This is a genomic window from Streptomyces sp. DSM 40750 (assembly GCF_024612035.1).
In the GTDB taxonomy this organism is placed as follows: Bacteria; Actinomycetota; Actinomycetes; order Streptomycetales; family Streptomycetaceae; genus Streptomyces.
The window spans coordinates 9,215,893-9,242,074 of record NZ_CP102513.1; the positions used below are offsets into that span (position 1 = coordinate 9,215,893).

Annotated in this window: 20 protein-coding genes; 15 read left to right on the forward strand and 5 right to left on the reverse strand. The window is 71.1% G+C overall.

The annotated features are described in order from the left end of the window. Positions 1-72: 72 nt before the first annotated feature. A complete protein-coding gene (locus tag JIX55_RS40390) occupies positions 73-828 on the reverse strand; it encodes a hypothetical protein (RefSeq protein WP_257568164.1) in 756 nt (251 codons plus the stop codon). Positions 829-1,022: 194 nt separating this feature from the next. Between JIX55_RS40390 and ggt the strand changes: the two genes are divergently transcribed. Continuing rightward, complete coding sequence (gene ggt, locus JIX55_RS40395; protein ID WP_257568165.1) at positions 1,023-2,828, forward strand: gamma-glutamyltransferase; 1,806 nt, start codon at positions 1,023-1,025, stop codon at positions 2,826-2,828. A gap of 34 nt (positions 2,829-2,862) precedes the next feature. Here the strand turns inward: ggt and JIX55_RS40400 are convergent, their stop codons facing one another. From JIX55_RS40400 to map, 3 genes are all read right to left on the reverse strand, one after another. After that, positions 2,863-5,418 (reverse strand): ATP-dependent Clp protease ATP-binding subunit, encoded by a 2,556-nt coding sequence (locus JIX55_RS40400; protein WP_257568166.1) that lies wholly within the window; start codon positions 5,416-5,418, stop codon positions 2,863-2,865. 137 nt (positions 5,419-5,555) lie between these two features. Then, complete coding sequence (locus tag JIX55_RS40405) at positions 5,556-6,086, reverse strand: GNAT family N-acetyltransferase (RefSeq protein WP_257568167.1); 531 nt, start codon at positions 6,084-6,086, stop codon at positions 5,556-5,558. Positions 6,087-6,281: 195 nt separating this feature from the next. Continuing rightward, positions 6,282-7,049 (reverse strand): type I methionyl aminopeptidase, encoded by a 768-nt coding sequence (map, locus tag JIX55_RS40410; protein WP_257568168.1) that lies wholly within the window; start codon positions 7,047-7,049, stop codon positions 6,282-6,284. 73 nt (positions 7,050-7,122) lie between these two features. Between map and JIX55_RS40415 the strand changes: the two genes are divergently transcribed. The 9 genes from JIX55_RS40415 to JIX55_RS40455 all read left to right on the forward strand — a co-directional run bounded on the left by JIX55_RS40415 (position 7,123) and on the right by JIX55_RS40455 (position 18,780). Next, positions 7,123-7,398 (forward strand): helix-turn-helix domain-containing protein, encoded by a 276-nt coding sequence (locus JIX55_RS40415; RefSeq protein ID WP_257568169.1) that lies wholly within the window; start codon positions 7,123-7,125, stop codon positions 7,396-7,398. Between the two features lie 156 nt (positions 7,399-7,554). Then, on the forward strand, positions 7,555-9,204 hold the full coding sequence (locus JIX55_RS40420; protein ID WP_257568170.1) for a hypothetical protein: 1,650 nt from the start codon (positions 7,555-7,557) through the stop codon (positions 9,202-9,204). Positions 9,205-9,405: 201 nt separating this feature from the next. Further along, positions 9,406-10,248 (forward strand): nitrilase-related carbon-nitrogen hydrolase, encoded by an 843-nt coding sequence (locus JIX55_RS40425; protein WP_257568171.1) that lies wholly within the window; start codon positions 9,406-9,408, stop codon positions 10,246-10,248. 63 nt (positions 10,249-10,311) lie between these two features. After that, positions 10,312-11,598 (forward strand): aspartate aminotransferase family protein, encoded by a 1,287-nt coding sequence (locus JIX55_RS40430; protein WP_257568172.1) that lies wholly within the window; start codon positions 10,312-10,314, stop codon positions 11,596-11,598. 159 nt (positions 11,599-11,757) lie between these two features. Further along, complete coding sequence (locus tag JIX55_RS40435; protein WP_257568173.1) at positions 11,758-13,323, forward strand: PucR family transcriptional regulator; 1,566 nt, start codon at positions 11,758-11,760, stop codon at positions 13,321-13,323. Between the two features lie 155 nt (positions 13,324-13,478). After that, the gene (locus tag JIX55_RS40440; protein WP_257568174.1) at positions 13,479-14,321 is read left to right on the forward strand and encodes a nitrilase-related carbon-nitrogen hydrolase; all 843 of its coding nucleotides are present in this window, start codon (positions 13,479-13,481) and stop codon (positions 14,319-14,321) included. 145 nt (positions 14,322-14,466) lie between these two features. Further along, complete coding sequence (hydA, locus tag JIX55_RS40445; RefSeq protein WP_257568175.1) at positions 14,467-15,870, forward strand: dihydropyrimidinase; 1,404 nt, start codon at positions 14,467-14,469, stop codon at positions 15,868-15,870. 131 nt (positions 15,871-16,001) lie between these two features. Further along, positions 16,002-17,021: a TIGR03842 family LLM class F420-dependent oxidoreductase gene (locus JIX55_RS40450; protein ID WP_257568176.1), complete on the forward strand. Its 1,020-nt coding sequence runs from the start codon at positions 16,002-16,004 to the stop codon at positions 17,019-17,021. Positions 17,022-17,229: 208 nt separating this feature from the next. After that, positions 17,230-18,780: an NCS1 family nucleobase:cation symporter-1 gene (locus tag JIX55_RS40455; RefSeq protein WP_257568177.1), complete on the forward strand. Its 1,551-nt coding sequence runs from the start codon at positions 17,230-17,232 to the stop codon at positions 18,778-18,780. A gap of 39 nt (positions 18,781-18,819) precedes the next feature. Here JIX55_RS40455 and JIX55_RS40460 read toward each other — a convergent pair whose 3' ends face one another. Further along, a complete protein-coding gene (locus JIX55_RS40460) occupies positions 18,820-19,491 on the reverse strand; it encodes a hypothetical protein (protein ID WP_257569640.1) in 672 nt (223 codons plus the stop codon). 224 nt (positions 19,492-19,715) lie between these two features. Here JIX55_RS40460 and JIX55_RS40465 point away from each other — a divergent pair, with 224 nt between their 5' ends. The 5 genes from JIX55_RS40465 to JIX55_RS40485 all read left to right on the forward strand — a co-directional run bounded on the left by JIX55_RS40465 (position 19,716) and on the right by JIX55_RS40485 (position 25,979). Further along, complete coding sequence (locus tag JIX55_RS40465; protein WP_257568178.1) at positions 19,716-20,411, forward strand: DUF4232 domain-containing protein; 696 nt, start codon at positions 19,716-19,718, stop codon at positions 20,409-20,411. A 56-nt stretch (positions 20,412-20,467) separates the two neighbouring features. Beyond that, positions 20,468-21,298 carry a class I SAM-dependent methyltransferase gene (locus tag JIX55_RS40470; RefSeq protein WP_257568179.1) on the forward strand — a complete coding sequence of 277 codons (831 nt, stop codon included), beginning with the start codon at positions 20,468-20,470 and terminating at the stop codon, positions 21,296-21,298. A 105-nt stretch (positions 21,299-21,403) separates the two neighbouring features. Further along, the gene (locus JIX55_RS40475) at positions 21,404-23,302 is read left to right on the forward strand and encodes a gamma-glutamyltransferase family protein (RefSeq protein WP_257568180.1); all 1,899 of its coding nucleotides are present in this window, start codon (positions 21,404-21,406) and stop codon (positions 23,300-23,302) included. Between the two features lie 141 nt (positions 23,303-23,443). Then, positions 23,444-24,289 carry an inositol monophosphatase family protein gene (locus tag JIX55_RS40480; protein WP_257568181.1) on the forward strand — a complete coding sequence of 282 codons (846 nt, stop codon included), beginning with the start codon at positions 23,444-23,446 and terminating at the stop codon, positions 24,287-24,289. A gap of 277 nt (positions 24,290-24,566) precedes the next feature. Continuing rightward, on the forward strand, positions 24,567-25,979 hold the full coding sequence (locus tag JIX55_RS40485; protein ID WP_257569641.1) for a phytoene desaturase family protein: 1,413 nt from the start codon (positions 24,567-24,569) through the stop codon (positions 25,977-25,979). The last annotated feature ends 203 nt before the right edge of the window (positions 25,980-26,182 follow it).

Sequence of the window (26,182 nt, forward strand, 5' to 3'; positions counted from 1 at the left end):
CCGACGGTAACCGGACTCCCTTACCAGAGGTAACTCCTCGGTAAGTTACGTGACGGTAACAGTCGCCGTGGGCTATGAAGCGCGGTGCGAGATCTGGGCGGGGCCGGATGGTGCCGGGGCCTGGGCCGCCCGGGTGACGTCCGAGACGAGTTCGACCACATCGGGGCCGTACGCCTGGGAGTTGACGACTTTCAGGAGGAGGACGAAGGTGCTGGTGCCGTACTTGCGGTGCAGACGCTCGTGGTTGCGGGCGAGATAGCGGGTGGCTGCCTGGTTGGTGATCGCGCGCTGGCCGCAGAAGAGGAAGACGGGCCGGGCCTGGTCCGGCTGACCCGTGGTGAGCCGGGCGAGGATCACGTGCTCGGTGACGCCGGGTTCCAGGCGGTAGCGCTCGCTGCCGACGTGCAGGGCGGCCCGGTCGGGGCCGGGTTCGGGGTCGAGGTTGAAGCGTATGCCCGGCAGCATGGCCGCTATGTGGGCGGCCATGCGGCGGTTGGAGCCGGGCCCGCCCACGCAGAACTCGGTGCGTTCGCCGAAGCCCTGGTGGGCGGCGTCCTGGGTGATGATCTGCGCGTGCGCGCCGCAGTCCTTGATCAGCGCGGAGAGTTCCAGCAGCGCGAACACGTCGAAGCGGTGCACCGCCAGATTCGCGGTGGCGGGATCGCGGCTGACCACCAGCAGGGACTCGGAGTTGTCGGGGAGCCCGAAGAACGTCTGCTTGCGGCGGAGCTTCCGCTTCCACAGGTACGTCCGGACGAACCAGCCCAGCGAGGCACTGAGCCCCGCCGCGATCACGCCGAGGACGATATTGCGCACGTCGTCATTCATGGCCGCGCATGGTAGCGGGCGCCGCCGAACGCTGCCCGAATCCCTGTCCGATTCCGTGGCCGGTTCGCCGGGCGGGGCTCGTGTGCGACGCGCCGTTTCAGGTGTGTTGCGGCACCCCGGATGGCCGAGACGCCGCTGACGGGGCCATGGCGGTCACGTTAGTCTGCGCGAACGGTCCTTGACTGGAGGTACGGATGCGTCTGCGTCGCCCTGTCGCGCGGAAACTGGCTGTACTGGCGGCTGCGTCCGCCATGGTGTCGGTGGGGGCGGCTCCGCCGACCTCCGCCGCGACGGACGCCGTCGAGAAGGCCCCGCTCGCCGTCGGCTACGGCGGTGCCGTGTCCAGCGTCGACCCGGACGCCTCCGCCGCCGGCATCGAGGTGCTCCGCAAGGGCGGCAACGCGGTGGACGCGGCCGTCGCCACGGCCGCCGCGCTCGGCGTCACCGAGCCCTACTCGGCGGGCATCGGCGGAGGCGGCTACTTCGTGTACTACGACGCCAAGTCCCGCTCGGTGCACACCATCGACGGCCGGGAGACCGCGCCCCTGAGCGCCGACGAGAGCCTCTTCCTGGAGAACGGCACGGCGATCCCGTTCGCGGAGGCCGTCACCAGCGGCCTGAGCGTCGGCACGCCCGGCACCCCGGCGACCTGGCAGACGGCGCTGAAGAGTTGGGGCAGCAGGCCGCTCGGCAAGCTGCTGCAGCCCGCCGAGAAGCTCGCCCGCGACGGGTTCACCGTCGACGCGACCTTCCGTGCCCAGACCGCGTCCAACGAGGCACGCTTCCGGAACTTCCCGGCGACGGTCGACCTGTATCTCCCCGGCGGTCGACTCCCGGTGGTGGGCTCGACCCTCAAGAACCCCGATCTGGCCCGTACCTACGCGGAGTTGGGCCGCAAGGGCGTCGGAGCGCTCTACCGGGGCGCCATCGCGCAGGACATCGTCGACACGGTCAACAAGCCCCCGGTGGACCCGGGTTCGGGCTACAACGCCCGCCCCGGCGACCTGACGGCCGAGGACCTCGCCGCTTACCGCACCAAGCGCCAGGCGCCCACGAAGGCGTCGTACCGCGGTCTCGACGTCTACGGGATGGCCCCCTCGTCCTCCGGTGGCACGACGGTCGCCGAAGCGCTCAACATCCTTGAGCGGACCGACCTTTCGAAGGCGAGCGACGTCCAGTACCTGCACCGCTCCATCGAGGCCAGCCGCATCGCGTTCGCCGACCGGGGGCGCTGGGTCGGCGACCCTGCCTTCGAGGACGTACCGACGAAGGAGCTGCTGTCGCAGAAGTTCGCCGACGCGCGCGCGTGCCTGATCAAGGACGACGCGGTGCTGACCAGCCCCGTCGCCCCGGGTGACCCGCGCAATCCGGCGGCCTGCGCGACCGGCGGTACGGCCGCGCCGACGACGTACGAGGGCGACAGCACGACCCATCTCACGGTCGCCGACAAGTGGGGCAACGTCGTCTCGTACACGCTCACCATCGAGCAGACCGGCGGCAGCGGCATCACCGTGCCGGGGCGCGGCTTCCTGCTCAACAACGAGCTGACGGACTTCTCCTTCACCCCGGCCAACCCGGCCGTGCACGACCCGAACCTGCCGGGGCCGGGCAAGCGGCCGCGCTCGTCGATGTCGCCGACGATCGTGCTGGACAAGCACGACAAGCCCGTGGTGGCGCTCGGTTCGCCGGGCGGCGCGACCATCATCACGACCGTGCTGCAGACGCTGACCGGCTTCGTCGACCGGGGCCTGCCGCTGGTCGACGCGATCGCCGCGCCGCGCGCCAGCCAGCGCAACCAGACCACCACGGAACTCGAACCGGGCCTGTGGACCAGCCCGTTGAAGACCGAACTCGAAGCCATCGGGCACGGCTTCCGGCAGAACGCGGAGATCGGCGCGACGACCGCCGTCCAGCGTCTGTCGAACGGCAAGTGGCTGGCCGCCGCGGAGACGGTACGGCGCGGGGGCGGCGCGGCGATGGTCGTGCACCCCACGAAGTAGCACCACCGCGAAGCAGGCCGTTCGGCGAAGCAGGTCAGTCGGAGGCGGGTGGCGGCGTCGTACGGAAGGCGAGCCGCCCGTCCTCCACTTCCGCCACCACCCGGCTGCCGGACGGCAGCCGACCGTCGAGGAGCAGCCGGGACAGGGGGTTGTCGACCTCCCGCTGGATCGTGCGGCGGAGCGGCCGGGCGCCGTACTCGGGCTGGTGGCCGTGGCGGGCGAGCCGGTCGACGGCCTGCTCGGTGAACTCGATGGTGACGCCCTGCGCGTGCAGCCGGCGGCGGGTCCGCTCCAGCAACAGGTCGGTGATGCGCCGGAGTTGGTCGTCGGTGAGCTGACGGAAGACGACGATCTCGTCGATGCGGTTGAGGAACTCGGGCCGGAAGTGTTCCCGCAGCGGACGCAGGGTCCGCTCGCGCCGGTCCTCCTCGGCCGCCTCGGCGCCGCCCGCCGAGAAGCCGAGACCCGACCCGCTCCGGACGATGGCCTCCGAGCCCAGGTTGCTGGTCATGACGATCACCGTGTGGGTGAAGTCGACCGTGCGGCCCTGGGCGTCGGTCAGCCGGCCGTCGTCGAGGACCTGGAGCAGGGTGTTGAAGACGTCGGGATGGGCCTTCTCCACCTCGTCCAGCAACAGCAGCGAGTACGGGTGCCGCCGCACGGTCTCCGTCAGCTGGCCGGCCTCCTCGTGGCCGACATAGCCGGGCGGGGCGCCGACCAGCCGGCTGACCGCGTGCCGCTCCTGGTACTCGCTCATGTCGAGCCGCACCATGCGGTCCTCGGCGCCGAAGAGGGCCTCCGCCAGCGCGCGGGCCAGTTCCGTCTTGCCGACACCGGTCGGGCCCAGGAAGAGAAAACTGCCGATCGGCCGGTCGGGGCTGGCGAGCCCGGCGCGTGAGCGCAGCACGGCGTCCGCCACCACGGCCACCGCCTCGTCCTGCCCGACGACCCGCTGATGCAGCCGCTGTTCCAGTCCCAGCAGCCGGGTTTTCTCCTCCTGGGTGAGGCTGCTGACGGGGATGCCGGTCTGCCGGGAGACGACCTCGGCGATGTCCTCGGCACCGATCTCCAGACTCTGCCCGTCGTCGGCCCGCTCCCCGTCGCGTCCCGCGTCGATCCGCTGCCTCAACTCGCCGATCCGGTCCCGCAACCGCGTGGCCTGCTCGTACTGCTCGCCCGCGACCGCCTGGTCCTTGTCCCTGGTCAGCTGTTCGATCTCCCGCTCCAGGGCCCGTACGTCCGTCCCCTTGGTCCGGGCGCGCAGCCGCACCCGGGCCCCGGCCTGGTCCATCAGGTCGATGGCCTTGTCGGGCAGCCGGCGGTCGGTGAGATACCGGTCGGACAGGTCCACGGCGGCCATCAGCGCCTCGTCGGTGTAGCGGACCTGGTGGTGGGCCTCGTACCGGTCGCGCAGCCCGCGCAGGATCTCCAGTGCGTCACCGGTGCTCGGCTCGGAGACCAGCACCGGCTGGAACCGGCGGGCCAGCGCCGTGTCCTTCTCGATCCGCCGGTATTCCTCCAGCGTCGTCGCTCCCACGATGTTCAGCTCGCCGCGTGCCAGGGCCGGCTTGAGGATGTTGCCCGCGTCCATCGTGCTGCCCTCGCCCGCGCCGGCGCCCACGACGGTGTGCAGCTCGTCGATGAAGACGATCAGTTCCTCGGAGTGTGTGCGGATCTCGTCGACGATGTTCGTCAGCCGCTCCTCGAAGTCGCCCCGGTAGCGGGTTCCGGCGACCACCCCGGACAGATCCAGGGCGACCACCCGGCGCCCGGCCAGCACATCGGGCACGTCCCCTTCGGCGATGCGCTGGGCCAGCCCCTCGACGATCGCCGTCTTGCCGACGCCGGCCTCGCCGATGAGGACGGGGTTGTTCTTGCCGCGACGGGAGAGCACTTCGACGGTCTGCTCGATCTCCTCCTCCCGCCCGATGACCGGGTCGATACGGCCTTGCATCGCCAGCTCGGTGAGATCGCGACCGTACTTGTCGAGGGTCGGCGTGGGCGCGCGACGCGGCAGATCCGAGCGCGAGGGGAGCCCCGTGGGCGTGCCCGCCGTCGACGGCTCCGCAGCCTCGGGTGGCAGTGCGGAGGCCGACAGATGCGCGGCGCCCAGGATGTGTCCGGCCGCCGAGTCGGGGTTGGCGGCGAGGGCGCTCAGGACGTGTTCGGGGCCGATGTAGCCGGAGCCGGTGCCCCGGGCCAGCTCGTGCGCGTCCAGCAGGGCCCGCTTGACCGCGGGCGTCAGGGCCAGCGACGCGGGCGTCGGCCCCTGGCCCGGCTTGTGCCGCTCCGGGCCCGACCGTTCGTCGATCTCACCGGCCAGCGCGTCGGGATCGGCGCCCGCGCGGGCCACCAGACTTCGGGTCGGCTCGGCGGTCAGCGCGGCGCGCAGCAGATGCTCCGTGTCCAGGTCGCTGCTTCCGTGCCGCGCCGCGTACGCCGCCGCGTCGGCCACCAGCTGCCGGGCCTGGCCGCTCATCAGCCTCCCGATCTCGATCCGTTGCGGGCGCGGACCGCCGAAGAAACGGGCGAAGAACTCACTGAAGGGGTCCGGACCGTAGCCTTCGGCCCCCGGGAATCCGTTGTTCATTCGCTGCCGAGTGCCCTGTCGGTGCGCGGCTACACCGGTGAGCGCCGTTGGGGTGCGAGTGGTTGTTCGGCCGCGGGTTCGTGGTGGTTGCTCGCGCCCACGCGGCGGAGCCGCACAATGTCACGGCCCCGCGCCCCTTACGGGGCGGGGGCCTTCGCCAGAGTCTGGACCTTCGCCGCCGGCCACGTGTACTCGATCTCGTTGAGCACCAGGTCGGGACTCAGCCGCACCGGGCCCTCGGCCGTGCGTATGCCGCCCTGGCGTTCGTAGAAGGCGATCGCTCGGTCGTTGCCGCGCAGTACCTCCAGGTAGACGTCCTGGCCGGGGTGCTCGGCGGCCGCCCAGGCGAAGCCCCGGCGCAGCAGGCGGTGGCCGATGCCGGTGCCCAGCCGGCCGGGGCGGGCGTGGAGGTTGTCGACGTGGATGCGTCCATCGGGTGCCGTGACGAGGTGGATGAAGCCGCGGAGTTCGTCCCCGTCCTCGGCCAGCAGCAGCCACCGCCCGTGGGGATCGGCGGTCCGGGCCCGCCACTTGGCGAGATGGTCCTCGCGCAACGGCCCGTTCAGGTACGTGCTGGGCATCAGCTCCGCGTACGCGGTCTGCCAACTGGCGGTATGCAACGCGGCGACGCGCTCGGCGTCTTCGGGGGTGCCGTTTCTGAATCGCATGGCCGCCCAGCGTAATCCGGCCGCTGTTTTTGGCTGGGGGGTATGGGCAACCGCCCTGCCTTCAGGGGCGCGGGGCCGTGACATTGTGCGGCTCCGCCGCGTGGGCGCGAGCAACCACGACGCACCCGCAGCCTCAAAACCCCCGCAGTCTCAAAACAACCCGCAGCTCAACGGCGCTCCACGTCATCGTCACCGTCATCGTGCTGTCAGCACCCGCGGCCCCGCCTCCGTGATGGCCACCGTGTGTTCGACATGCGCCGCCCGGGACCCGTCATCCGTCCGCAACGTCCACCCGTCCGACGCCGCGTGAAACCCATCCGTACCCCCGCCGATCAGCATCGGCTCGATCGCCAGCACCATCCCGTGCCGCAGTCGCATCCCCCGCCCGGGCCGCCCCTCGTTCGGCACGCCCGGGTCCTCGTGCATATGGCGCCCGATCCCGTGGCCGCCGAAGCCGTCGGGAATCCCGTACCCGGCGGCGCGGCACACGGTCCCGATCGCGTGGGCGATGTCGCCGATGCGGTTGCCGACCACGGCCGCCTCGATGCCCGCCGCGAGCGCGCGCTCCGCGGTCTCGATGAGCCGCAGGTCGGCCGCGCGGGGCTCGCCCACGACGAAGCTGATCGCCGAGTCCCCGGCCCAGCCGCCCAGTTCGGCGCCGAAGTCCATGGACACGAGGTCGCCGTCGTGCAGCCGGTACGAGGTGGGGATGCCGTGCACGATCGCGTCGTTCACGGAGGCGCAGAGCACGGCGGGGAAGGGTGTGGGTGCGAAGGAGGGCCGGTAGCCCAGGAAGGGCGACGAGGCGCCCGCCTTCCGCAGTACCTCGTGCGCCACCTCGTCCAGTTCGAGCAGGGAGACACCCACGTCGGCGGCCTCCCGCACCGCGGTCAGCGCTCGCCCGACGACCTGCCCGGTCTCGTACATCGCGTCCATCGACGCATCCGTTTTCAGTTCCACCATGCCAATTACTATACCGCTCGATGTCCAATTAATATACCGGTCCGTCGGCGGGGATCGGTATTAGAATGGGGTCATGGTGCGCACCCCCTTGACCCCCGAAGAGCGCGAACGCGGCGAGCGGCTCGGCCGGTTGCTGCGTGAGGCCCGCGGTGGTCGCAGCATGGTGGAGATCGCCGCCGGAGCGGGTATCTCCGCGGAGACCCTCCGGAAGATCGAGACCGGCCGCGCCCCCACGCCGGCCTTCTTCACGGTCGCCGCCCTCGCCCGCACGCTGGGTCTGTCCATGGACGACCTCGTCGTGCGGTGCGCACCGGCCGACGCCGTGGCGCCAACGGCGGCCGTGGCGTGAGCCGGCCGCCGTAATGGCTTGAACCCGTCACGCACAGCCTTCACCTGGCCGCGCACAGCACACTGCGTCCGCTCCGAAAACTTCGCGTAGCCGTCCTGTAACACAACTGGTGTTTTCTTGCGGACCGGAGCACTCCAGTCTGCCGGGGAGTATGCGATGGCTGTGGATCAACTCCCGGGTCAGGTACGGGAGTTCGCGGAATACCTGAACAAGCTGATGACCAAGCTCGACCAGGGCGGTGGCTGGTGTGCCGTCTTCTGGCAGCGCGACCCCGACGGCATGCGAGCCTGCCTGGACGGCCTGGAGGTGCCGCCCTGGGACGTCGTGGAAGCGCTCATGCACGACCTCAACACCGCCTACGGTCCCGCCGCCGCGGCCCAGGAGACCCAGCGCGCCCGCGCCCTGCACCGCGCGTCCCTCGCCGCGTACGACTCCCGGCCGGGCGGCCGCGAGGCCCTCGGTGACCGGCTCGTCGTGATGCTCGGAGAACAGCGCTACGCCGCCGAACGCACCGCCGAACTGAACCGTATGCTCCAGGCCGCCACCACCCAGGCGGAGGCCGACACGCTCCGCCTCGACCTGGCCTGGGCCCACGACGACCACGAGCGAGCCACGGCCCGCTGTGCCGAACTGCGCACCCGCATCGAGGACATCGACCGCCGCGCCCCGCACAACCCAGTGCGGGGCGCGGCGCGCGTTCCGGGGGACACCGTGGGGGACGTCTTCCGGGTGCCGGAGGCGGAAGGGCGTACGGCCGACTCGGCCGAGCGCGGCAGCGGACGTATACATGCGGACCAGCGGCACGGCGGGCGTACACCCGCGGACCAGTACGGCGGCGGACGTGCGTCCGACAGCCGCACCCCCGACAGCCGAACCCCTGACGGCCCCGCGCGCAACGGCTCTACCGACAACGGCCCCGCGTACGACACCCGGCGCGACACCTACGCGGCCGCCTTCCCCGACCCCGACGAACCCGCCCGCGCCACCCCCGAGCCCGAACCCCGGAGCCCCGCCCCCGAACCCGCCGACCCCGAACCCGCCGCCCCGGAACCCACTGCCCCGGCTCCCGCCAAACAGCGCTCCAAGCGCCGCCCCCGAGGGGGTGCCCGTTTCGCCGGGGCCATGGAAGCCGAGGAGGCTCCGCCCGCCGTCGTTCCCGACGCCGCGCCGGCCGCCGGTCGCAAGGGCCGTGCCCCGCGGGGCGCCCGCTATGCCGGCGTCGCGGCGCAGGCCGAGGTGGCGGCGCCGAAGCAGCCGCAGGCGCGGCAGCCGCTGGACGACGAGGCGCGCCGGGAGGTCACCGGGACCGTGGAACAGTTGCTGCGGCTGCGCCGGGAGGGGCGCAGCGGGGAGGCGCACGCTCTCCTGGTGGAGGTCGCGAACTGGCCCGCCGCCCGCTTCCCGCTGCTCGCGGCCGATATGCACCGCGCGGGGCTGGGCGCCGACTGGGCGACCCTGCTGTGGGAGGCAGGCTCGCTGCCGGCCGACCGGCTGGTCGCGGTCGCGGACGCCCTGACCGCGGTGGGCCGCGCCACGGACGGGGAGCAGATGCTGCGGCAGGGCGTCTCGCGGCCCGCCGAGGAGATCGGCGAGGCGGTGCTCGGGTTCGTCGTCGAGGGGCGCGAGCGGGAGGCGCGTGCGCTGCTCGACGTATATGTGCGCGTCCGTACGCCGGAGGAGGCGGCGCGCAGCGCGGAGGCCCGTCCGCAGCGGCTCGCGCCCCTGGTGCTGGAGGCGGCGCGCCGTGTCTCCGAGGAGCGTTACCGAGAGGTGGTGCACGCGCTGCGTGTGCGGGGGCTCACCTGACGCACGACGGCCCGGTGTGCGACCGGTTCGGCACACGAAACACAGGGGTAATCACCCACTGGAGTGCGAAACGTGATCGACTCGGCTGGTTGACGACGATGGTCTTGCCCAGCCCGTCGACGGGGCTTAGTTTCAAGCCTCTACGGCCTGCGTCTACGGGCGTAGAGGCTCTCTGACGTCCCTGTCGAAGGAGCAGCTGACATGGCCAACGTCGTACGCGCCGCCCTGGTCCAGGCGACCTGGACCGGCGACACCGCATCCATGGTCGCCAAGCACATCGAGCATGCCCGCGAGGCGGCCCGGCAGGGCGCCAAGGTGATCGGCTTCCAGGAAGTCTTCAACGCGCCCTACTTCTGCCAGGTCCAGGAGCCGGAGCACTACGCCTGGGCGGAACCAGTGCCCGACGGGCCGACCGTCACCCGGATGCGGGAGCTTGCCCGGGAGACCGGCATGGTGATCGTCGTCCCGGTCTTCGAGGTCGAGCAGTCCGGCTTCTACTACAACACCGCGGCGGTGATCGACGCCGACGGCACCTACCTCGGCAAGTACCGCAAGCACCACATCCCCCAGGTCAAGGGCTTCTGGGAGAAGTACTACTTCAAGCCCGGGAACCTCGGCTGGCCGGTCTTCGACACGGCCGTCGGCAAGGTCGGTGTCTACATCTGCTACGACCGCCACTTCCCGGAGGGCTGGCGCCAACTCGGTCTGAACGGCGCCCAGCTCGTGTACAACCCGTCCGCGACCCACCGGGGCCTGTCGTCCCATCTGTGGCAGCTGGAGCAGCCCGCGGCCGCCGTCGCCAACGAGTACTTCGTCGCTGCGATCAACCGGGTCGGTGTGGAGGAGTACGGGGACAACGACTTCTACGGCACCTCGTACTTCGTCGACCCGCGCGGCAAGTTCGTCGGCGAGGTCGCGAGCGACATGGGCGAGGAACTCGTCGTACGGGACCTCGACTTCGACGTGATCGAGGAAGTGCGCAAGCAGTGGGCGTTCTACCGGGACCGTCGGCCCGACGCGTACGAAGGACTCGTACAGCCCTGACGTGGGCACGTACAGCCGTGACACACGCAGAACCCGTACAGCAGTGAAAGGAGTGGTGCAGCCGTGACCGACGAACTGCTCGGACGCCACAAGGCCGTACTGCCCGACTGGCTCGCGCTCTACTACGCGGACCCGATGGAGATCACCCACGGCGAGGGCCGCCATGTCTGGGACGCCCAGGGCAACAAGTACCTCGACTTCTTCGGCGGCATCCTCACCACGATGACGGCGCACGCGCTGCCCGAGGTCTCCAAGGCGGTGAGTGAGCAGGCCGGGCGGATCATCCACTCCTCGACGCTCTACCTCAACCGGCCGATGGTCGAACTCGCCGAGCGGATCGCGCAGATGTCCGGCATCCCGGACGCCCGCGTCTTCTTCACCACCTCCGGCACCGAGGCCAACGACACCGCGCTGATGCTCGCGACGACGTACCGGCAGAGCAACCAGATACTGGCGATGCGCAACAGCTACCACGGCCGCTCCTTCAGCGCGGTCGGCATCACCGGCAACAAGGGCTGGTCCCCGACCTCGCTGTCACCGCTCCAGACGCTGTACGTGCACGGCGGCGTCCGGACGCGCGGCCCGTACGCCGACCTGAGTGACGCCGACTTCATCACGGCCTGCGTCGCCGACCTGGAGGACCTGCTCGGCCACGGCCGCCCGCCGGCCGCGCTGATCGCGGAGCCGATCCAGGGCGTCGGCGGTTTCACCTCCCCGCCGGACGGCCTGTACGCGGCCTTCCGGGAGGTGCTCGGGCGGCACGGCGTGCTGTGGATCGCGGACGAGGTGCAGACCGGGTGGGGCCGTACCGGCGACAACTTCTGGGGCTGGCAGGCGCACGGGCAGAACGGGCCGCCGGACATCATGACCTTCGCCAAGGGCATCGGCAACGGCATGTCCATCGGCGGTGTCGTCGCCCGCGCCGAGGTCATGAACTGCCTGGACAGCAACTCGATCTCGACCTTCGGCGGCACCCAGATCACCATGGCCGCCGGCCTCGCCAACCTGGCCTACCTGGTCGAGCACGACCTCCAGGGCAACGCGCGCCGCGTCGGCGGACTGCTCATCGAGCGGCTGAGGGCGATCACCGCCCAGATCCCGGCGGTGAAGGAAGTACGCGGCCGGGGCCTCATGATCGGCATCGAGCTGGTCAAGCCCGGCACCGAGGAGGCGAACCCGGAGGCCGCGGCCGCCGTCCTCGAGGCCGCTCGCCAAGAGGGCCTCCTGATCGGCAAGGGCGGCGGCCACAACACCAGCGCGCTGCGTATCGCGCCCCCGCTGTCGCTGACCGTCGCCGAGGCCGAGGAGGGCGCCGAAGCCCTCGAACGTGCTCTGAGGAGCATTCCGTAGCAGAAGAGCCGAGCAAGGGCGAGTGAGCCGAAGGGGCACGCCTGTGCCGAGAGGACCGGGGAAGCGCGTCGGCCCGAAGGGCCGCGCACGATCGGCCTCTCGACACGGGCCGGAGTGCCCCGGAGGCGAACCGAGCCACAGAAAAAGGGGCACACCGCCATGACCACCGCCTTGGAACCCGCCCTGTCGGTACGCCAGGTCCTCAACCTGGACCGGGTCCTCGCCGGAGAGCCCGAGGTGGTGGCCGGGGCCGGCCAGCTCGACCGGCCCGTGCGCTGGGTGCACGTGGCCGAGGCCGCCGACGTGGGCGTGATGCTCACCGGCGGCGAGATGGTCCTCACCACCGGCGTCCTGCTCGCCGGGAACGAGGAGGCCCAGGCCGAGTACATCCGCTCCCTGCACCGGGCCGAGGCCGCGGCGGTCGTCCTCGGTCTCGGCCGGGCCTTCCCGACGCCGCCCGACGTGATGCGCCGGGCGGCCGAGCGGTGCGGGCTGCCCATGGTGGTGCTGCACCGGCCGTTCCCCTTCGCCGAGCTGACCGAAGAGGTCCAGTCCCGGCTCGTACGACGGAAGTTCGCGGCCGTGAGTCTCTCGGAGGCCGTACGGACGGCACTCACCGGACTCATCACGGCCGGCGCCCCGCTGCAACGGCTGCTCGACGAGATCGCCAAGCACGCGGGCTGCCCGCTCGTCGTCACCAACCTCGCCCACCGCGTCCTCGCCACGGCGGGGGAGCGGTCGGCGGTCGACGACGTGTTGCGCGACTGGGAGCGCATCTCCCGGCAGGCGGGCGGCAGCGAGGGCGACGGCTGGGCGCGGGCAGAGCTGGGCGGGCGCGGGGAGCGCTGGGGACAGATCGTGCTGTGCGGGTATCGCGGGGACACCGCCACCGGGCGGCTGCTCGCCGACCGGGCCGCCGAAGCCCTCGTCCTGCACCGCATGCTCGGCGGCTCGGCGCACTCGTGGGAGGAGCAGTCCGCGCAGGGCCTTCTGACGGACCTCGTCTCCGGGGTCGTACCGGCCCGCCAGCTGCTGCCGAGGGCACGGGCGGCCGGGCTCCCGGTCAACCGCCGCACCTTCGTGCCGCTCGTCGTACGGGACGGGGACCCGGCCCAACTCGACCGCGTACTGCGGATGCTGGGCCTGTCCGGGCTCGTCGCCGAACTGGCGGAAGGCGCCACCGCCGTACTCCTCAGCCTCGCCCGGGACCAGGACGCGGCCGCGCTCACCGCGCACTTCGCGACCCGGCTGCGGTCGGAGTCGGGGGTGCGCAGGACGGTCGTCGCGGCCGCCGAGGCCCGGGTCACCTGGGAGGACGTGCCGGGCGGGCTGCGCGAGGCGCGGCATGTGGCGGACGCCGTCGCCCAGTCGGCGACGGCCGGGCTCGACCTGCCGGTCGTGGTACGGCTGCGGGACGTCCATCTGCGCGGCCTGGTCCGGCTGTTGCGGGACGACCCGCACGTACAGGCCTTCGCCGAGCGGGAGCTGGACGGGCTGCTGTGCGGCGACGGGCACGCCGAGCAGGATCTGCTGCCCGTGCTGCGGACCTATCTCGCCACCGGCCGCAACAAATCGCACACGGCTCAGCTGCACCATGTGAGCCGGCCCGCGCTGTACCGCCGTCTTGAGGCCATAGAGGCCCGCCTCGGCGTGGACCTCGACGACTTCGAACAGGCCGCGTCCGTCCACATCGCCCTCCTCGCCCACGACGCGCAACAGGGCTGAAACATGCCGGGACCTGGGAAAACGGCGGTGAAACATGTGCCCGCGAAGAGGTGACACGGTGCAACGCGAAACGGCTCCAGACGTGACACCGTGCAACTCAAACCCGACTTCCGGACTCCATACGCTCGCCGCACACCGAGTGACCGGAGGTCCCGATGAGCAGAGTCATCCGCGCAGCCATCTTCCAGACGGCCTGGACCGGCGACAAGGAGTCGATGATCCAGGTCCACGAGCAGGCGGCCCGCGACGCGGCCGCGCAGGGTGCTCAGGTCCTGTGCTTCCAGGAGCTGTTCTACGGGCCCTACTTCTGCCAGGTCCAGGACAAGGCGTTCTACGAGTACGCCGAGCAGATCCCCGACGGCCCCATCGTCAAGCGCTTCCAGGCGCTCGCCAAGGAGCTGGGCCTCGTCCTCGTCCTGCCGATGTACGAGGAGGAGCAGCCGGGCGTCCTCTACAACACCGCCGCCGTGATCGACTCGGACGGCAAGTACCTCGGCAAGTACCGCAAGCACCACATTCCGCAGGTGCCCGGCTTCTGGGAGAAGTTCTACTTCCGTCCCGGGAACGTCGGCTGGCCGGTCTTCGAGACCGCCGTCGGCAAGATCGGCGTCTACATCTGCTACGACCGGCACTTCCCGGAGGGCTGGCGCGCACTGGGGCTCGGCGGTGCCGAGATCGTGTTCAACCCGTCGGCCACCTCGCGCGGCCTGTCCCGCTATCTGTGGCAGCTGGAGCAGCCGGCGTCCGCCGTCGCCAACGAGTACTTCATAGGCGCCATCAACCGGGTCGGCGTCGAGGAACTCGGCGACAACGACTTCTACGGGACCTCGTACTTCGTGGACCCGGAGGCCCAGTTCGTCGGCGAGGTGGCCAGCGACAAGGAGACCGAACTCGTCGTCCGCGACCTGGACCTGGCCAAGCTCCGCGAGGTCCGCGACCGCTGGCAGTTCTTCCGGGACCGCCGCCCGGACGCGTACGCCCCGCTGACGGCGCCGTAACAACGCACGGCCCGCGCCCCTTCGGGGCCCCGCAGGGGCCTTCAAGGGGCGCGGGGCAGTGCCCGATATGCGGCTTCCGCCGCGTGGGCGCGACCAGCCCAAGACGACCGGCACTTTCCCGACAACCGAACGGAGCGTGACCAAAATGACCGGCCGTACCCTGATCCGCGGCGGTCTCGTCATCACCGCGTCCGACGAGATCCATGCCGACGTCCTGATCGAGGACGGCCGCGTCGCCGCCCTCGCTGCCGCAGGCACCCCGGCCGCAGAGGCCTGGACCGCCGAGCGGGTCATCGACGCCACCGGCAAGTACGTCATCCCGGGCGGTGTCGACGCCCACACCCACATGGAGCTGCCCTTCGGCGGCACCTTCGCCGCGGACACCTTCGAGACCGGCACCCGGGCCGCCGCCTGGGGCGGTACGACGACGATCGTCGACTTCGCCGTGCAGAGCGTCGGCCACAGCCTGCGCGAGGGCCTGGACGCCTGGCACGCCAAGGCGGAGGGCAACTGCGCGATCGACTACGCCTTCCACATGATCGTGTCCGACGTGAACCAGGACACGCTCAAGGAGATGGACCTGCTGGTGCAGGAGGGCGTCACCTCCTTCAAGCAGTTCATGGCCTACCCGGGCGTCTTCTACAGCGACGACGGCCAGATCCTGCGCGCCATGCAGCGCTCCGCCGAGAACGGCGGCCTGATCATGATGCACGCGGAGAACGGCATCGCGATCGACGTCCTCGTCGAGCAGGCACTGGCGCGTGGCGAGACCGATCCCCGCTACCACGGCGAAGTGCGGAAGGCCCTGCTCGAAGCGGAGGCCACCCACCGCGCCATCAAGCTGGCCCAGGTAGCCGGCGCCCCCCTGTACGTCGTCCACGTCTCGGCGATGGAGGCAGTCGCCGAGCTGGCCCGGGCACGTGACGAGGGGCTCAACGTCTTCGGCGAGACCTGCCCGCAGTACCTGTTCCTCTCCACGGACAACCTCGCCGAGCCGGACTTCGAGGGCTCCAAGTACGTGTGCTCCACCCCGCTGCGGCCCAAGGAGCACCAGGCCAAGCTCTGGCGCGGCCTGCGCACGAACGACCTCCAGGTGGTCTCCACCGACCACTGCCCCTTCTGCTTCGTCGGTCAGAAGGAGCTGGGCCGCGGCGACTTCTCCAAGATCCCCAACGGTCTGCCGGGTGTCGAGAACCGGATGGACCTGCTGCACCAGGCGGTCGTCGACGGACATATCTCGCGCCGCCGCTGGATCGAGATCGCCTGCGCGACCCCGGCCCGGATGTTCGGCATGTACCCGAAGAAGGGCACGATCGCGCCGGGCGCGGACGCCGACATCGTCATCTACGACCCGCACACCGAGCAGGTCATGTCCGCCGAGACGCACCACATGAACGTCGACTACTCGGCGTACGAGGGCAAGCGCACCACCGGCCGGGTCGAGACGGTCCTCTCGCGCGGCGAACTCGTCATCGACCAGCGGAAGTTCGCGGGGCGCACCGGCCACGGCCTGTACACGCCCCGCTCAACTTGCCAGTACCTCCATTGAGGTTGCGCCACTGCAACTAGGAGTGGAGCAAGTGACTCCGCCCCCCAAAGGGGCTTCCAACCCGAGGGCTGCGGTCCAGCCCGAACCGGCCCCAAACGGGGCAAGAAGACGCTACCAGAACTAGGAGAGTCATGGACTTCGGACTCGTCCTGCAGACCGACCCGCCGGCCTCGCGTGTCATCGAGCTGATGAAGCGCGCCGAGAACAACGGCTTCACATACGGCTGGACCTTCGACTCCGCCGTGCTGTGGCAGGAGCCGTTCGTCATCTACAGCCAGATCCTCTCCAGCACCACGAAGCTGACGGTCGGTCCGATGGTGACCAACCCGGGCACCCGCACCTGGGAGGTCACCGCCTCGACCTTCGCCACGCTCAACGACATGTTCGGCAACCGCACGGTCTGCGGCATCGGCCGCGGCGACTCGGCGATGCGCGTCGCGGGCCGTACCCCGAACACGCTGGCGAGGATCAGCCAGGCGATGAAGGTCATCCGGGCGCTGGGCTCGGGCCAGGAGGCCGACCTCGGTGGCACGGTCGTCAAGTTCCCCTGGATCAAGGAGGACGCCGAACTCCCGGTCTGGATGGCCGCGTACGGCCCCAAGGCCCTGAAGATGACCGGCGAGGAGGCCGACGGCTTCATCCTCCAGCTGTCCGACCTCTATCTGACCGAGTACATGGTCAAGGCGGTCAAGGACGCGGCCGTGGCCGCCGGGCGTGACCCGTCCGAGGTGAAGATCTGCGTGGCCGCCCCCGCGTACATCACCGAGGACGACTCGCCCGAGGCGCTGGCCCACGCGCGCGAGCAGTGCCGCTGGTTCGGCGGGATGGTCGGCAACCACGTCGCCGACCTGGTGTCGAAGTACGGCGAGCACTCCGCGGCCGTACCGGAGGAGCTGACGGACTACATCAAGGCCCGCGAGGGGTACGACTACTCCCACCACGGGCGCGCCGACAACCCCGACACCCAGTTCGTGCCGGACGAGATCGTCGACCGGTTCTGCGTCATCGGCACCCCCGAGGCGCACATCGAGAAGATCAACGCGCTGCGCGCGCTGGGCGTGGACCAGTTCGCCGTGTACGACATGCATGACGCGCAGGAGCGGGTGATCGACGTCTACGGCTCGACGGTCATCCCGGCGCTCAACGGCTGACCCGGGTTCCCGGCCCAGGCCGGCGGCCTGACCCGGGCTTCCGTCCCGGGCCGGCGACTGTAAGAATCCCGCCACCGCAAGATCCGGAACCAACCGCTCCACTATCCGACCCCCCCACACCTTGACTCCCTCCCCACCGTCCTGGGGAGGGGCCCAAGGCCTCCGCACGGCCTTTCTTTCCCGTCCCGCCTCCTTGATTGGCCTGCCCATGACCGAAACAGTCCCCACGGGGTCGCCGATAGCCCAGTCCGCCGACTTGTCCGGCCGGATCGAGCTGGCTCCCGGGGCCTTCCCCGCCGACAGCCCCTTCGCCAACGAGGACCTGCGTCCCGTACCCGTCTCCGAGCGCAAGTGGACGACGTACAACTTCGCGGCGCTGTGGATCTCCATGGCCCACTGCATCCCCAGCTGGACCCTGGCCTCCGGCCTGGTCGCCCTCGGCATGGACTGGAAGCAGGCCGTCTTCACCATCGCCCTGGCCAACATCATCGTGCTGCTGCCGATGCTGGCCACCGGGCACGCAGGACCCAAGTACGGCATCCCCTTCCCCGTCCTGGCCCGCGCCTCCTTCGGTCTGCGCGGCGCCAACATCCCGGCGCTGATCCGCGCGGCCGTGGCCTGTGGCTGGTTCGGCATCCAGACCTGGATCGGCGGCAGCGGCATCTTCGCCCTGGGCTCCAAGCTCACCGGCGGTGAGTGGGAGAAGGCCGGACTGGTCTTCGGCAACCCATGGCCGCTGTGGCTCTGTTTCGTCCTCTTCTGGGCGCTGCAGATCGCGATCATCTACCGCGGCATGGACTTCCTGCGGCACTTCGAGAACTGGGCCGCGCCCTTCGTGATCGTCGGCGCGCTCGTGCTGCTGATCTGGATCGCGGTCAAGGCCGACGGCTTCGGCGCGCTGCTCGACCAGCCCTCCAAGCTCGGCTGGGGCCCCGACTTCTGGCCGGTCTTCTTCCCGTCGCTCATGGGCATGATCGGCTTCTGGGCCACGCTCTCCCTGAACATCCCCGACTTCACCCGCTTCGGCGCCAGCCAGAAGGCGCAGACCTGGGGTCAGTCCCTCGGCCTGCCCACCACGATGACCCTCTTCGCCGTCCTCGCCGTGCTGGTCACCTCCGGCTCCGAGGTCGTCTACGGCGAGGCCATCTGGGACCCGGTCACGCTGGCCGCCAAGGCCGACAACGTCTTCGGACTCCTCTTCGCCCTGATCACCGTGCTGGTCGCCACCATCTCCGTGAACATCGCGGCGAACGTGGTCTCACCGGCGTACGACCTGGCGAACCTCGCGCCGAAGCTCATCAACTTCCGTACGGGCGCGCTGATCACGGGTGTCGTCGGCATCCTGATCTTCCCGTGGAAGCTGATCTCCACGCCCGAGTTCTACATCTTCACCTGGCTCGGCGTGGTCGGCGGTCTGCTCGGCACGGTCGCGGGCATCCTCATCGCCGACTACTGGATCATCCGCCGTACCGTCCTGCACCTCGTGGACCTGTACACGCCCGGGGGCCGCTACTGGTACTCCAACGGCTGGAACTGGCGCGCGATCGTGGCCTTCGTGGTCGGTGGCGTCCTCGCGGTCGGCGGTTCGTACTCGACCGTGTCCGCGGACGGCGTCTCGTCGGGGCCGTTCCCGGCCGACGGCATCATCCCGTTCCTCAAGCCGCTCGCCGACTACGGCTGGGCGGTGGGTCTGGGCGCGTCGATGCTGCTGTACGTGGCGCTGATGGCCGGCCACAAGGAGCCTGAGACGACCCCCTGAGTGGAGTGGGCCGGTGGCTGTGCCGGAGAGACGTACCCCTTACCGGGCGTCCTCCAGCACGGCCACCGCCTCTTTCGCCGCCTTGATGGCGCCCTTGTTGATCTCGTCCGTGCCGGGCGCCTTCTGCGACTCGAAGTCGCTGCCGTTGTACGTGACGACCACCAGGGCGTTGGACACGCGGACGTACACGATGCCCTCGCGCGTCTGCTGCTTCTTGTCGGTGGTGAGGTTCACCACGGAGTAGGCCGCGTCACCGAGACCGGGGACCGCACCGCCGCCGCTCTTCTCCGTGACGCGGTTCTTGTAGGTGGTTTCCGCCTTGTCGTCCGTTTCCTGAATCTCGTACGAGACGTCGAGCCAGCGGTAGTCGAAGCCCTTGAGCGCGTTCCAGGAACAGGTGCGGCGCACGGACTCGTTGGTCGACGCGATCTCCTTGCCGGCCGTCTTCGCGCCCGGAACAAGGGATGTGACCGTTTTGGTCGTGATGCCGGAGCAGGGCGAGGGCGCCTTCGTGTACGTCTTGGACGCGGTCGACGTCGAAGGCGCGGACTCGGAGGTCGAGACGGGCCCGGACGCGGTGTCCTGCGCGGAGTCCTCCCCGGCCGGGCTCGCGGCAGGCGGACCGGACGACAACGCCCAGCCCGCACAGGCGAGTACGGCGACCGGCAGCAGACGCGCGGTGAGGGCGAGCGGCAGAGGGAGATCACGCACAGCGCACTTCTCGGGGTCGAGGCGGTGGTACCGCCGGGCGGTGGGGTACGCCAGTGTCACACGACTACCTGTGGGGCGAAAGTACGAACTCGCTCCGTGCATACGTGGTGACAGGGGCTCGCGGGTTCGAGGTCCGGTTCAAGGAGCGCCGACTGTACGGGGGCGTCATACGTGTCCTCGGCGGAGTCACGGCTTCCGCCCGACACCCGTGTCAGGATCGGCTCATGATCCCGATACACGGCCGTACGGCCTCCCTCGCGGCCCTGGTCGCGGCGCTGACCCTGGCCGTCGGCGGCTGCGGACTCTCGGCGGAGGTCGACCGCGAGCTCGACCCCGACCGCGCGGTGCCCTCGGTGTCGGCCGCGTCGGCGGGAACGGGACAACCCGAGGGCCTGCGCGTCTCCGAACCGCCGGATGCCACGGCGTCGGGGCTGGAGGTGTGGCCGACCGGGGGCGCGTCGGCCGACCCGACGGCCGCCTGCCCGTCCTCCGGGGTGCGGATGCTGCCCGACCTCGTCGAGGCCGCGATGGGGCTGCGGGCGATGGGCGTGACGCTCACCAACTGCGGCACGAAGCCGTACACCGTCAACGGCTATCCCTTCCTTCAGGTGCTCGACGAGGGAGGCGAGCCCTACGACGACGTACGCGTACTCCAGGGCCCGCAGGACATCACCTCCGGTGTGCCCGACCCGGGCCCGCACAAGGTGACCCTGAGGCCCGGCGAGTCCGCCAGGACCTCACTGGTCTGGCGCAACACGGTCACCGAGGCGGACGTGCCCGCCGTCAACGCCCCGTACCTGCGCATCGCCCCGCTCGCGGGCCGGCCTGCCGAGGTCCTCACCCCCGAGGGCGGCATCGACCTCGGCAACACGGGGCGCCTCGGCGCGACGGCGTGGACGAAGGCCGCCGAACGGTCATGAGCGGATGAGGTCTTAATCGGTTGCCCGGTCCGCGCCCTGATCAGCACCCTGGAGGCATGACCCGGTCACCGTATGCCACCGAACCCGAACCCCCCTCCCTGCGCGGGGAGATCCTCGCCTACTACGAGCAGGGGAAGGAGGACGCCCGCCTCCGACAGGGCACCGGACGGCTGGAGTTCTGGCGCACCCAGGACATCCTGCGGCGGCTCCTGCCCGAGGCTCCCGCGCGTGTGCTCGACGTCGGCGGTGGCACGGGGATCCACGCCGAGTGGCTGGCGCGGGACGGGTACGAGGTCGAGGTCGTCGACCCCGTGCCGACGCACGTGGAACGGTCCGGGCGGCTGCCCGGGGTCACCGCCCGACTCGGGGACGCCCGCGCGCTGCCGGCCGAGGACACCGCGTACGACGTCGTGCTCCTCCTCGGGCCGCTCTACCATCTGCCCGAACGCCCGGACCGGGTAAGGGCCCTGACCGAGGCCCGTCGGGCCGTGCGCCCGGGTGGTGTGGTGGTCGCGGCCACGATCAACCGGTTCGCGGGGCTCCACGACACCCTCCTGCAAGGGAACTACTTCATCCCGGAGCGCCGTAAGCGCGTCGACGCCGTCTCGAGGGATGGCCGGCACCGGTATGCGCCGGAGGACCCGCACTTCACCACGGCCTATTTCGCCGACCCGGCCGAGGTGCCGGGCGAGTTCACCGAGGCCGGGCTCGAGCACGAGGGGCAGTACGGCGTCGAGGGCGTCGCCTGGCTGCTGGGCGGCGTGGAGGAGTGGCTGGACGACCCGGAGCGCCGCGAGGCCGTGCTGGCGGCGACCCGGCGGATCGAGTCGGAGCCGTCGCTGTTGGGCGCGGGCGGGCATGTGCTGACGGCGGGCCGGCGTCCTTGAGGAAGCCGTCGGTGAGCGGTCGCTGCCGAGAGGGCTGTCCGAGGACTGCGTACTGCCTACTGCGTACGATCTGCGAATGCCCGTCGCGCAGTGAGGAGTCCGCCCGTGTTCACCACTCGACCGACGCTCCAGGGGACCTTCGGAATGGTGTCCTCCACGCACTGGCTGGCGTCGCAGTGCGCGATGGCCGTTCTGGAGGACGGCGGCAACGCGTTCGACGCGGCCGTGGCGGCGGGCTTCGTCCTGCACGTCGTGGAACCACATCTCAACGGGCCCGCCGGCGAGGTGCCGATCGTCCTCGCCCCGGCGGACGGTGAGGTCCGGGTGCTGTGCGGGCAGGGCGTGGCGCCCGCCGGGGCGTCGATCGAGCACTACCGGGGGCTCGGTCTGGAGCTCGTACCCGGCACGGGGCCGCTGGCGGCGGCCGTGCCGGGCGCGTTCGACGCGTGGATGCTTCTGCTGCGAGACCACGGCACCAAGGACCTGGCCGATGTCCTGAAGTACGCCATCGGGTACGCGGAGGACGGACACGCGCCCGTGGAGAACGTCGGGGCGACGGTCGAGTCGGTGCGTGACCTGTTCGAGAAGGAGTGGGTCTCGTCCGCGGAGGTGTATCTGCCGGAGGGACGGTCGCCTCGTCCCGGCGAGTTGTTCCGCAACCCGGCCCTCGCCGCGACCTGGCGGCGGCTGCTCGCCGAGGTCGAGGGAGCGGGGGACCGGGAGGCCGGGATCGAGGCGGCGCGCGAGGTGTGGCGCTCCGGCTTCATCGCCGAGGCCCTCGTCCGGCAGGCCCGGCGGCCCACTCTGGACACCAGCGGCGCACACCACACCGGGACGCTCACCCTGGCCGACCTGGCCGCCTGGTCCGCGTCCTACGAGGCCCCGGCGACATACGACTGGAACGGCTGGACCCTGTGCAAGGCCGGCCCCTGGAGCCAGGGCCCGGCGTTCCTCCAGCAGCTCGCCCTGCTGCCGCCCGAACTGCCCGCGTACGGGTCCGCCGAGTACGTGCACCTCCTCGTCGAGGGCTGCAAGCTCGCCATGGCCGACCGGGAGGCCTGGTACGGGGACGCCGCCCCGGTGCCGCTCGCCGAACTGCTGTCCGACGAGTACAACGCCGCGCGGCGGGCGCTCGTCGACGCGACGGCGTCGTACGAGCTGAGGCCCGGCGGCCCCGGCGGTCGCGCCCCGAGGCTGAGCGCCCACGCGCGCGTGGTGGCCACGGATGAGCCGGGCTTCAACCCGCTGGGGGCCGGTGAGCCCACGGTCGCGAAGGGTCTCGGGGGAGTCGGTGAGCCCACCGTCGCGAAGGGTCTCGGAGGAGTCGGCGAGCCCACCGTCGCCAAGAGTCCGCGGTCGCCGGTGCCGGGGGAGCCCGAGGTCGCGGCCGACGGGGGCACCCGGGGCGACACCTGCCACCTCGACATCGTCGACCGCTGGGGCAACATGGTCGCGGCCACGCCCAGCGGCGGCTGGCTGCAGTCCAACCCCGTGGTGCCCGAGCTGGGCTTCCCGCTCGGTACCCGCCTGCAGATGGCCTGGCTGGACGAGGGGCTGCCCAACTCGCTCACCCCGGGCCGGCGGCCGCGCACCACGCTCACCCCGTCGCTGGCGCTGCGCGACGGCGTGCCGGTCATGGCCTTCGGTACGCCCGGCGGCGACCAGCAGGACCAGTGGCAGCTGCACTTCTTCCTCGCCGTCGCCCTCCGCGCGCCGATCCGGGGCGGCCTGGACCTCCAGGGCGCGATCGACGCCCCGAACTGGCACAACGACGGCTTTCCCGGCTCCTTCTACCCGCGCGGTATGCGCCCCGGCAGCGTCACCGTCGAGTCCCGCATGGCCCCGGAGGTCGTCGCGGAGCTGCGCCGGCGTGGCCACGACGTCACCGTCGGCGAGGCCTGGTCCGAGGGGCGGCTGTGCGCGGTCGCCCGGGACCCGGAGACCGGGGTGCTGTCGGCGGCGGCGAATCCGCGCGGGATGCAGGGGTACGCGGTCGGGCGCTGAGCGGGGGCGGTCGGGCCGAGGGCGCCCGGTGGGTCCCTGGCGCTGTACCCGATGCGCGTCCGCCCCGGGTATTCATGCCCATTCCATACCGAATACACCGGCCGGGCGGGGATTGTCAGTGCCGCATGCTGTCATGGAGGCATGATCGAAGACAACGAAACCATCGACGAGTTTCTCGCCCGGCACGTCTCGGACGTCGAGGAAGCGATCCGCAAGGCCGCCGCCGCGGAGATCATGCCGCGCTTCCGGCAGCTTGGCGCGCACGAGGTCGACGAGAAGAACGGCCCGCACGACCTGGTGACCGACGCCGACCGCAAGGCCGAGCTGTATCTGACGGAGGCGCTCGCCGCGCTGCTGCCCGGCTCGGTCGTGGTCGGCGAGGAGGCGGTGCACGCCAACCCGCTGTCGTACGAAGCGATCCAGGGCGACGCGCCGGTGTGGATCGTCGACCCGGTGGACGGCACCCGGCAGTTCGTGCACGGCGAGCCCGGTTTCTGCACCCTCGTCGCCCTAGCCCAGGGCGGAGTCCTGCGCGCCTCCTGGACGTACGCGCCCGCCCTCGACCGGCTCGCCGTGGCGATCCGCGGCCAGGGAGCCACCCTCGACGGCGAGCCTCTGCGCGCCGGCTCGCCCGACCCCGGCCGTGACCTCGACATCGCCACCTCCCACCCGGACTACACCACGGAGGAGCAGAAGGCGGCCCTCCTCGGCCTCTGGACGGACGGCGTCGCCCCGCGCGCCTGCGGGTCGGCCGGGCTGGAGTATCTCGCCGTCGCCGAGGGCCGGTTGGACGCTGTCGCCTTCTCCTGGGAGGCGGCCTGGGACCATGCGGCCGGCCTCCTCCTCGTCGAGGAAGCGGGCGGCGCCCACCTGACCCTCACCGGCGAGCCCTTCCGCATAACCGGCGGCAACGCACTGCCGTTCACCGCCGCCCGGGACGCGGCCACGGCCCGCCGGGTGGTGGGGTTGCTGTCGGACGGAGCCTGACCCGGCGCCGAGACGTGTCGTCCTGCCGACTCGGGCGACCGGGAAACCTCCCAGGTGCCCAGGTGCCCAGGTGCCCAGGTGCCCAGGTGCCCAGGTGCCCAGGTGCCCAGGTCGGAGCGGTGCAGCGGAACCGGCGCGTCCGTCGGCGGGGCCCTACCCATGCCCGGGCCTGTCGGTGGCCGGGCATATCCTGAGCGCAGGTCTGTCGGCGGGCGGGGATTCCCGTCGGCGGAGCTTGCTGGCCATCGGCTGACGAAGGGGTCCGGACGTGCCGTCGATGCTCGACGCGGTGGTGGTGGGGGCGGGGCCGAACGGCCTGACGGCTGCCGTGGAGCTGGCCCGCCGCGGGTTCTCCGTGGCCGTGTTCGAGGCGAAGGACACCGTGGGAGGGGGCGCCCGCACCGCGGAGCTGACCCTGCCCGGTTTCCGCCACGACCCGTGCTCGGCCGCGCACCCGCTCGGCGTCAACTCGCCCGCGTTCAAGGCGATGCCGCTCCACCGCTACGGCCTGGAGTGGCTGCATGCCGAGCTGCCCATGGCGCATCCCTTCCTCGACGGCTCGGCGGCCGTGCTGTCGCGCTCGGTGGGGGAGACGGCCGCCTCGTTCGGGCCGCGTGACGCGGGCACGTACCGCAGGCTGGTCGAGCCGTTCCTGCCCAAGTGGGACACCCTCGCCCGGGACTTCATGTCGCTGCCGCTGTCGGCGCTGCCCCGCGACCCGCTCACCCTCGCCCGGTTCGGCCTCGTGGGGCTGCCGCCCTCGACATGGCTGATGCGCCGCTTCAAGGACGAGCGGGCCAAGGCACTGTTCGCCGGGCTCGTCGCCCATGTCATCGCCCCGCTCGGCGGTCTCGCCACCGGCGCCGTCGGTCTGGTCTTCGCGCTGGCCGCGCACGCCGCCGGCTGGCCGGTCGCCCGGGGCGGCTCGCAGGCCATCTCCGACGCGCTCGCCGCGTATCTGAAGGACCTCGGCGGCACCGTCCACACCGACTACGAGGTCAAGCGTCTCGACGACCTGCCGCCCGCCCGCGCGTACGTCTTCGACACCTCGCCCACCGCGCTGGCCCGGATCGCGGGCTTCGGGCGCTCCTACGAGTCGTACCGGTACGGCGCCAGTGTCTTCAAGCTGGACTACGCGCTGGACGGCCCCGTGCCCTGGACCGCCAAGGAGGCGCGCAGCGCCGGCACCGTCCAGGTCGGGGCGAGCAAGGCGGAGATCAGCACCGCGCTCGACGCGGCCTCGCGGCACGGCCGGGCACCCGACGCGCCGTTCCTGATCACCGTGCAGCCCAGTCTCGTCGACCCCAGCAGGGCGCCCGAGGGCAAGCACGTCTTCTGGGCGTACGGTCATGTGCCGAACGGCTGGACGGGTGACCTGACGGACGCCGTCGAGCGGCAACTGGAGCGGTTCGCCCCGGGGTTCCGTGACCGCGTCCTCGCCCGCGCCACCGCCGGCCCGCCCGAACTCGCCGCGCACAACGCGAACTACGTCGGTGGGGACATCGCCTGCGGCGCCGCGTCCGGACTGCAGTTGCTGCTGCGCCCCAAGGTCTCGCTCTTCCCGTACCACACACCACATCCGGCCGTCTTCATCTGCTCCTCGGCGACCCCACCGGGCCCGGGTGTGCACGGCATGTCGGGGCACAACGCGGCCAAGGCGGTGTGGCGGAGGCTGCGGCAGGAACTCTGACGGTTTTCGGACAGTTTCGGGTGCTTTTCGGGCGGTCGAGGGTGCACCAGTGATCAAGTGCGCCCAAGAGGGTTCATCGGCCGGTAAGGCAAAGTCACGAATCGACAAAGATCTTCACGCCTTCTCCGTGTGAATGTTCAAGTCACGTGGGTAGGTTGCCGCCATGAAAGATCGGAGAGCGGTACTGAGCTCCGGCTCCCGGC

What these genes read in the sequence shown, in the direction of transcription:
- JIX55_RS40455 (WP_257568177.1), top strand. Translation starts at nt 17,230, where the DNA reads ATGACCGAAACAGTCCCCACGGGGTCGCCGATAGCCCAGTCCGCCGAC.
- JIX55_RS40390 (WP_257568164.1), bottom strand. Translation starts at nt 828, where the DNA reads ATGAATGACGACGTGCGCAATATCGTCCTCGGCGTGATCGCGGCGGGG.
- JIX55_RS40420 (WP_257568170.1), top strand. Translation starts at nt 7,555, where the DNA reads ATGGCTGTGGATCAACTCCCGGGTCAGGTACGGGAGTTCGCGGAATAC.
- JIX55_RS40465 (WP_257568178.1), top strand. Translation starts at nt 19,716, where the DNA reads ATGATCCCGATACACGGCCGTACGGCCTCCCTCGCGGCCCTGGTCGCG.
- JIX55_RS40405 (WP_257568167.1), bottom strand. Translation starts at nt 6,086, where the DNA reads ATGCGATTCAGAAACGGCACCCCCGAAGACGCCGAGCGCGTCGCCGCG.
- JIX55_RS40435 (WP_257568173.1), top strand. Translation starts at nt 11,758, where the DNA reads ATGACCACCGCCTTGGAACCCGCCCTGTCGGTACGCCAGGTCCTCAAC.
- JIX55_RS40400 (WP_257568166.1), bottom strand. Translation starts at nt 5,418, where the DNA reads ATGAACAACGGATTCCCGGGGGCCGAAGGCTACGGTCCGGACCCCTTC.
- map (WP_257568168.1), bottom strand. Translation starts at nt 7,049, where the DNA reads ATGGTGGAACTGAAAACGGATGCGTCGATGGACGCGATGTACGAGACC.
- JIX55_RS40470 (WP_257568179.1), top strand. Translation starts at nt 20,468, where the DNA reads ATGACCCGGTCACCGTATGCCACCGAACCCGAACCCCCCTCCCTGCGC.
- hydA (WP_257568175.1), top strand. Translation starts at nt 14,467, where the DNA reads ATGACCGGCCGTACCCTGATCCGCGGCGGTCTCGTCATCACCGCGTCC.
- JIX55_RS40480 (WP_257568181.1), top strand. Translation starts at nt 23,444, where the DNA reads ATGATCGAAGACAACGAAACCATCGACGAGTTTCTCGCCCGGCACGTC.
- JIX55_RS40415 (WP_257568169.1), top strand. Translation starts at nt 7,123, where the DNA reads ATGGTGCGCACCCCCTTGACCCCCGAAGAGCGCGAACGCGGCGAGCGG.
- ggt (WP_257568165.1), top strand. Translation starts at nt 1,023, where the DNA reads ATGCGTCTGCGTCGCCCTGTCGCGCGGAAACTGGCTGTACTGGCGGCT.
- JIX55_RS40425 (WP_257568171.1), top strand. Translation starts at nt 9,406, where the DNA reads ATGGCCAACGTCGTACGCGCCGCCCTGGTCCAGGCGACCTGGACCGGC.
- JIX55_RS40440 (WP_257568174.1), top strand. Translation starts at nt 13,479, where the DNA reads ATGAGCAGAGTCATCCGCGCAGCCATCTTCCAGACGGCCTGGACCGGC.
- JIX55_RS40485 (WP_257569641.1), top strand. Translation starts at nt 24,567, where the DNA reads ATGCTCGACGCGGTGGTGGTGGGGGCGGGGCCGAACGGCCTGACGGCT.
- JIX55_RS40450 (WP_257568176.1), top strand. Translation starts at nt 16,002, where the DNA reads ATGGACTTCGGACTCGTCCTGCAGACCGACCCGCCGGCCTCGCGTGTC.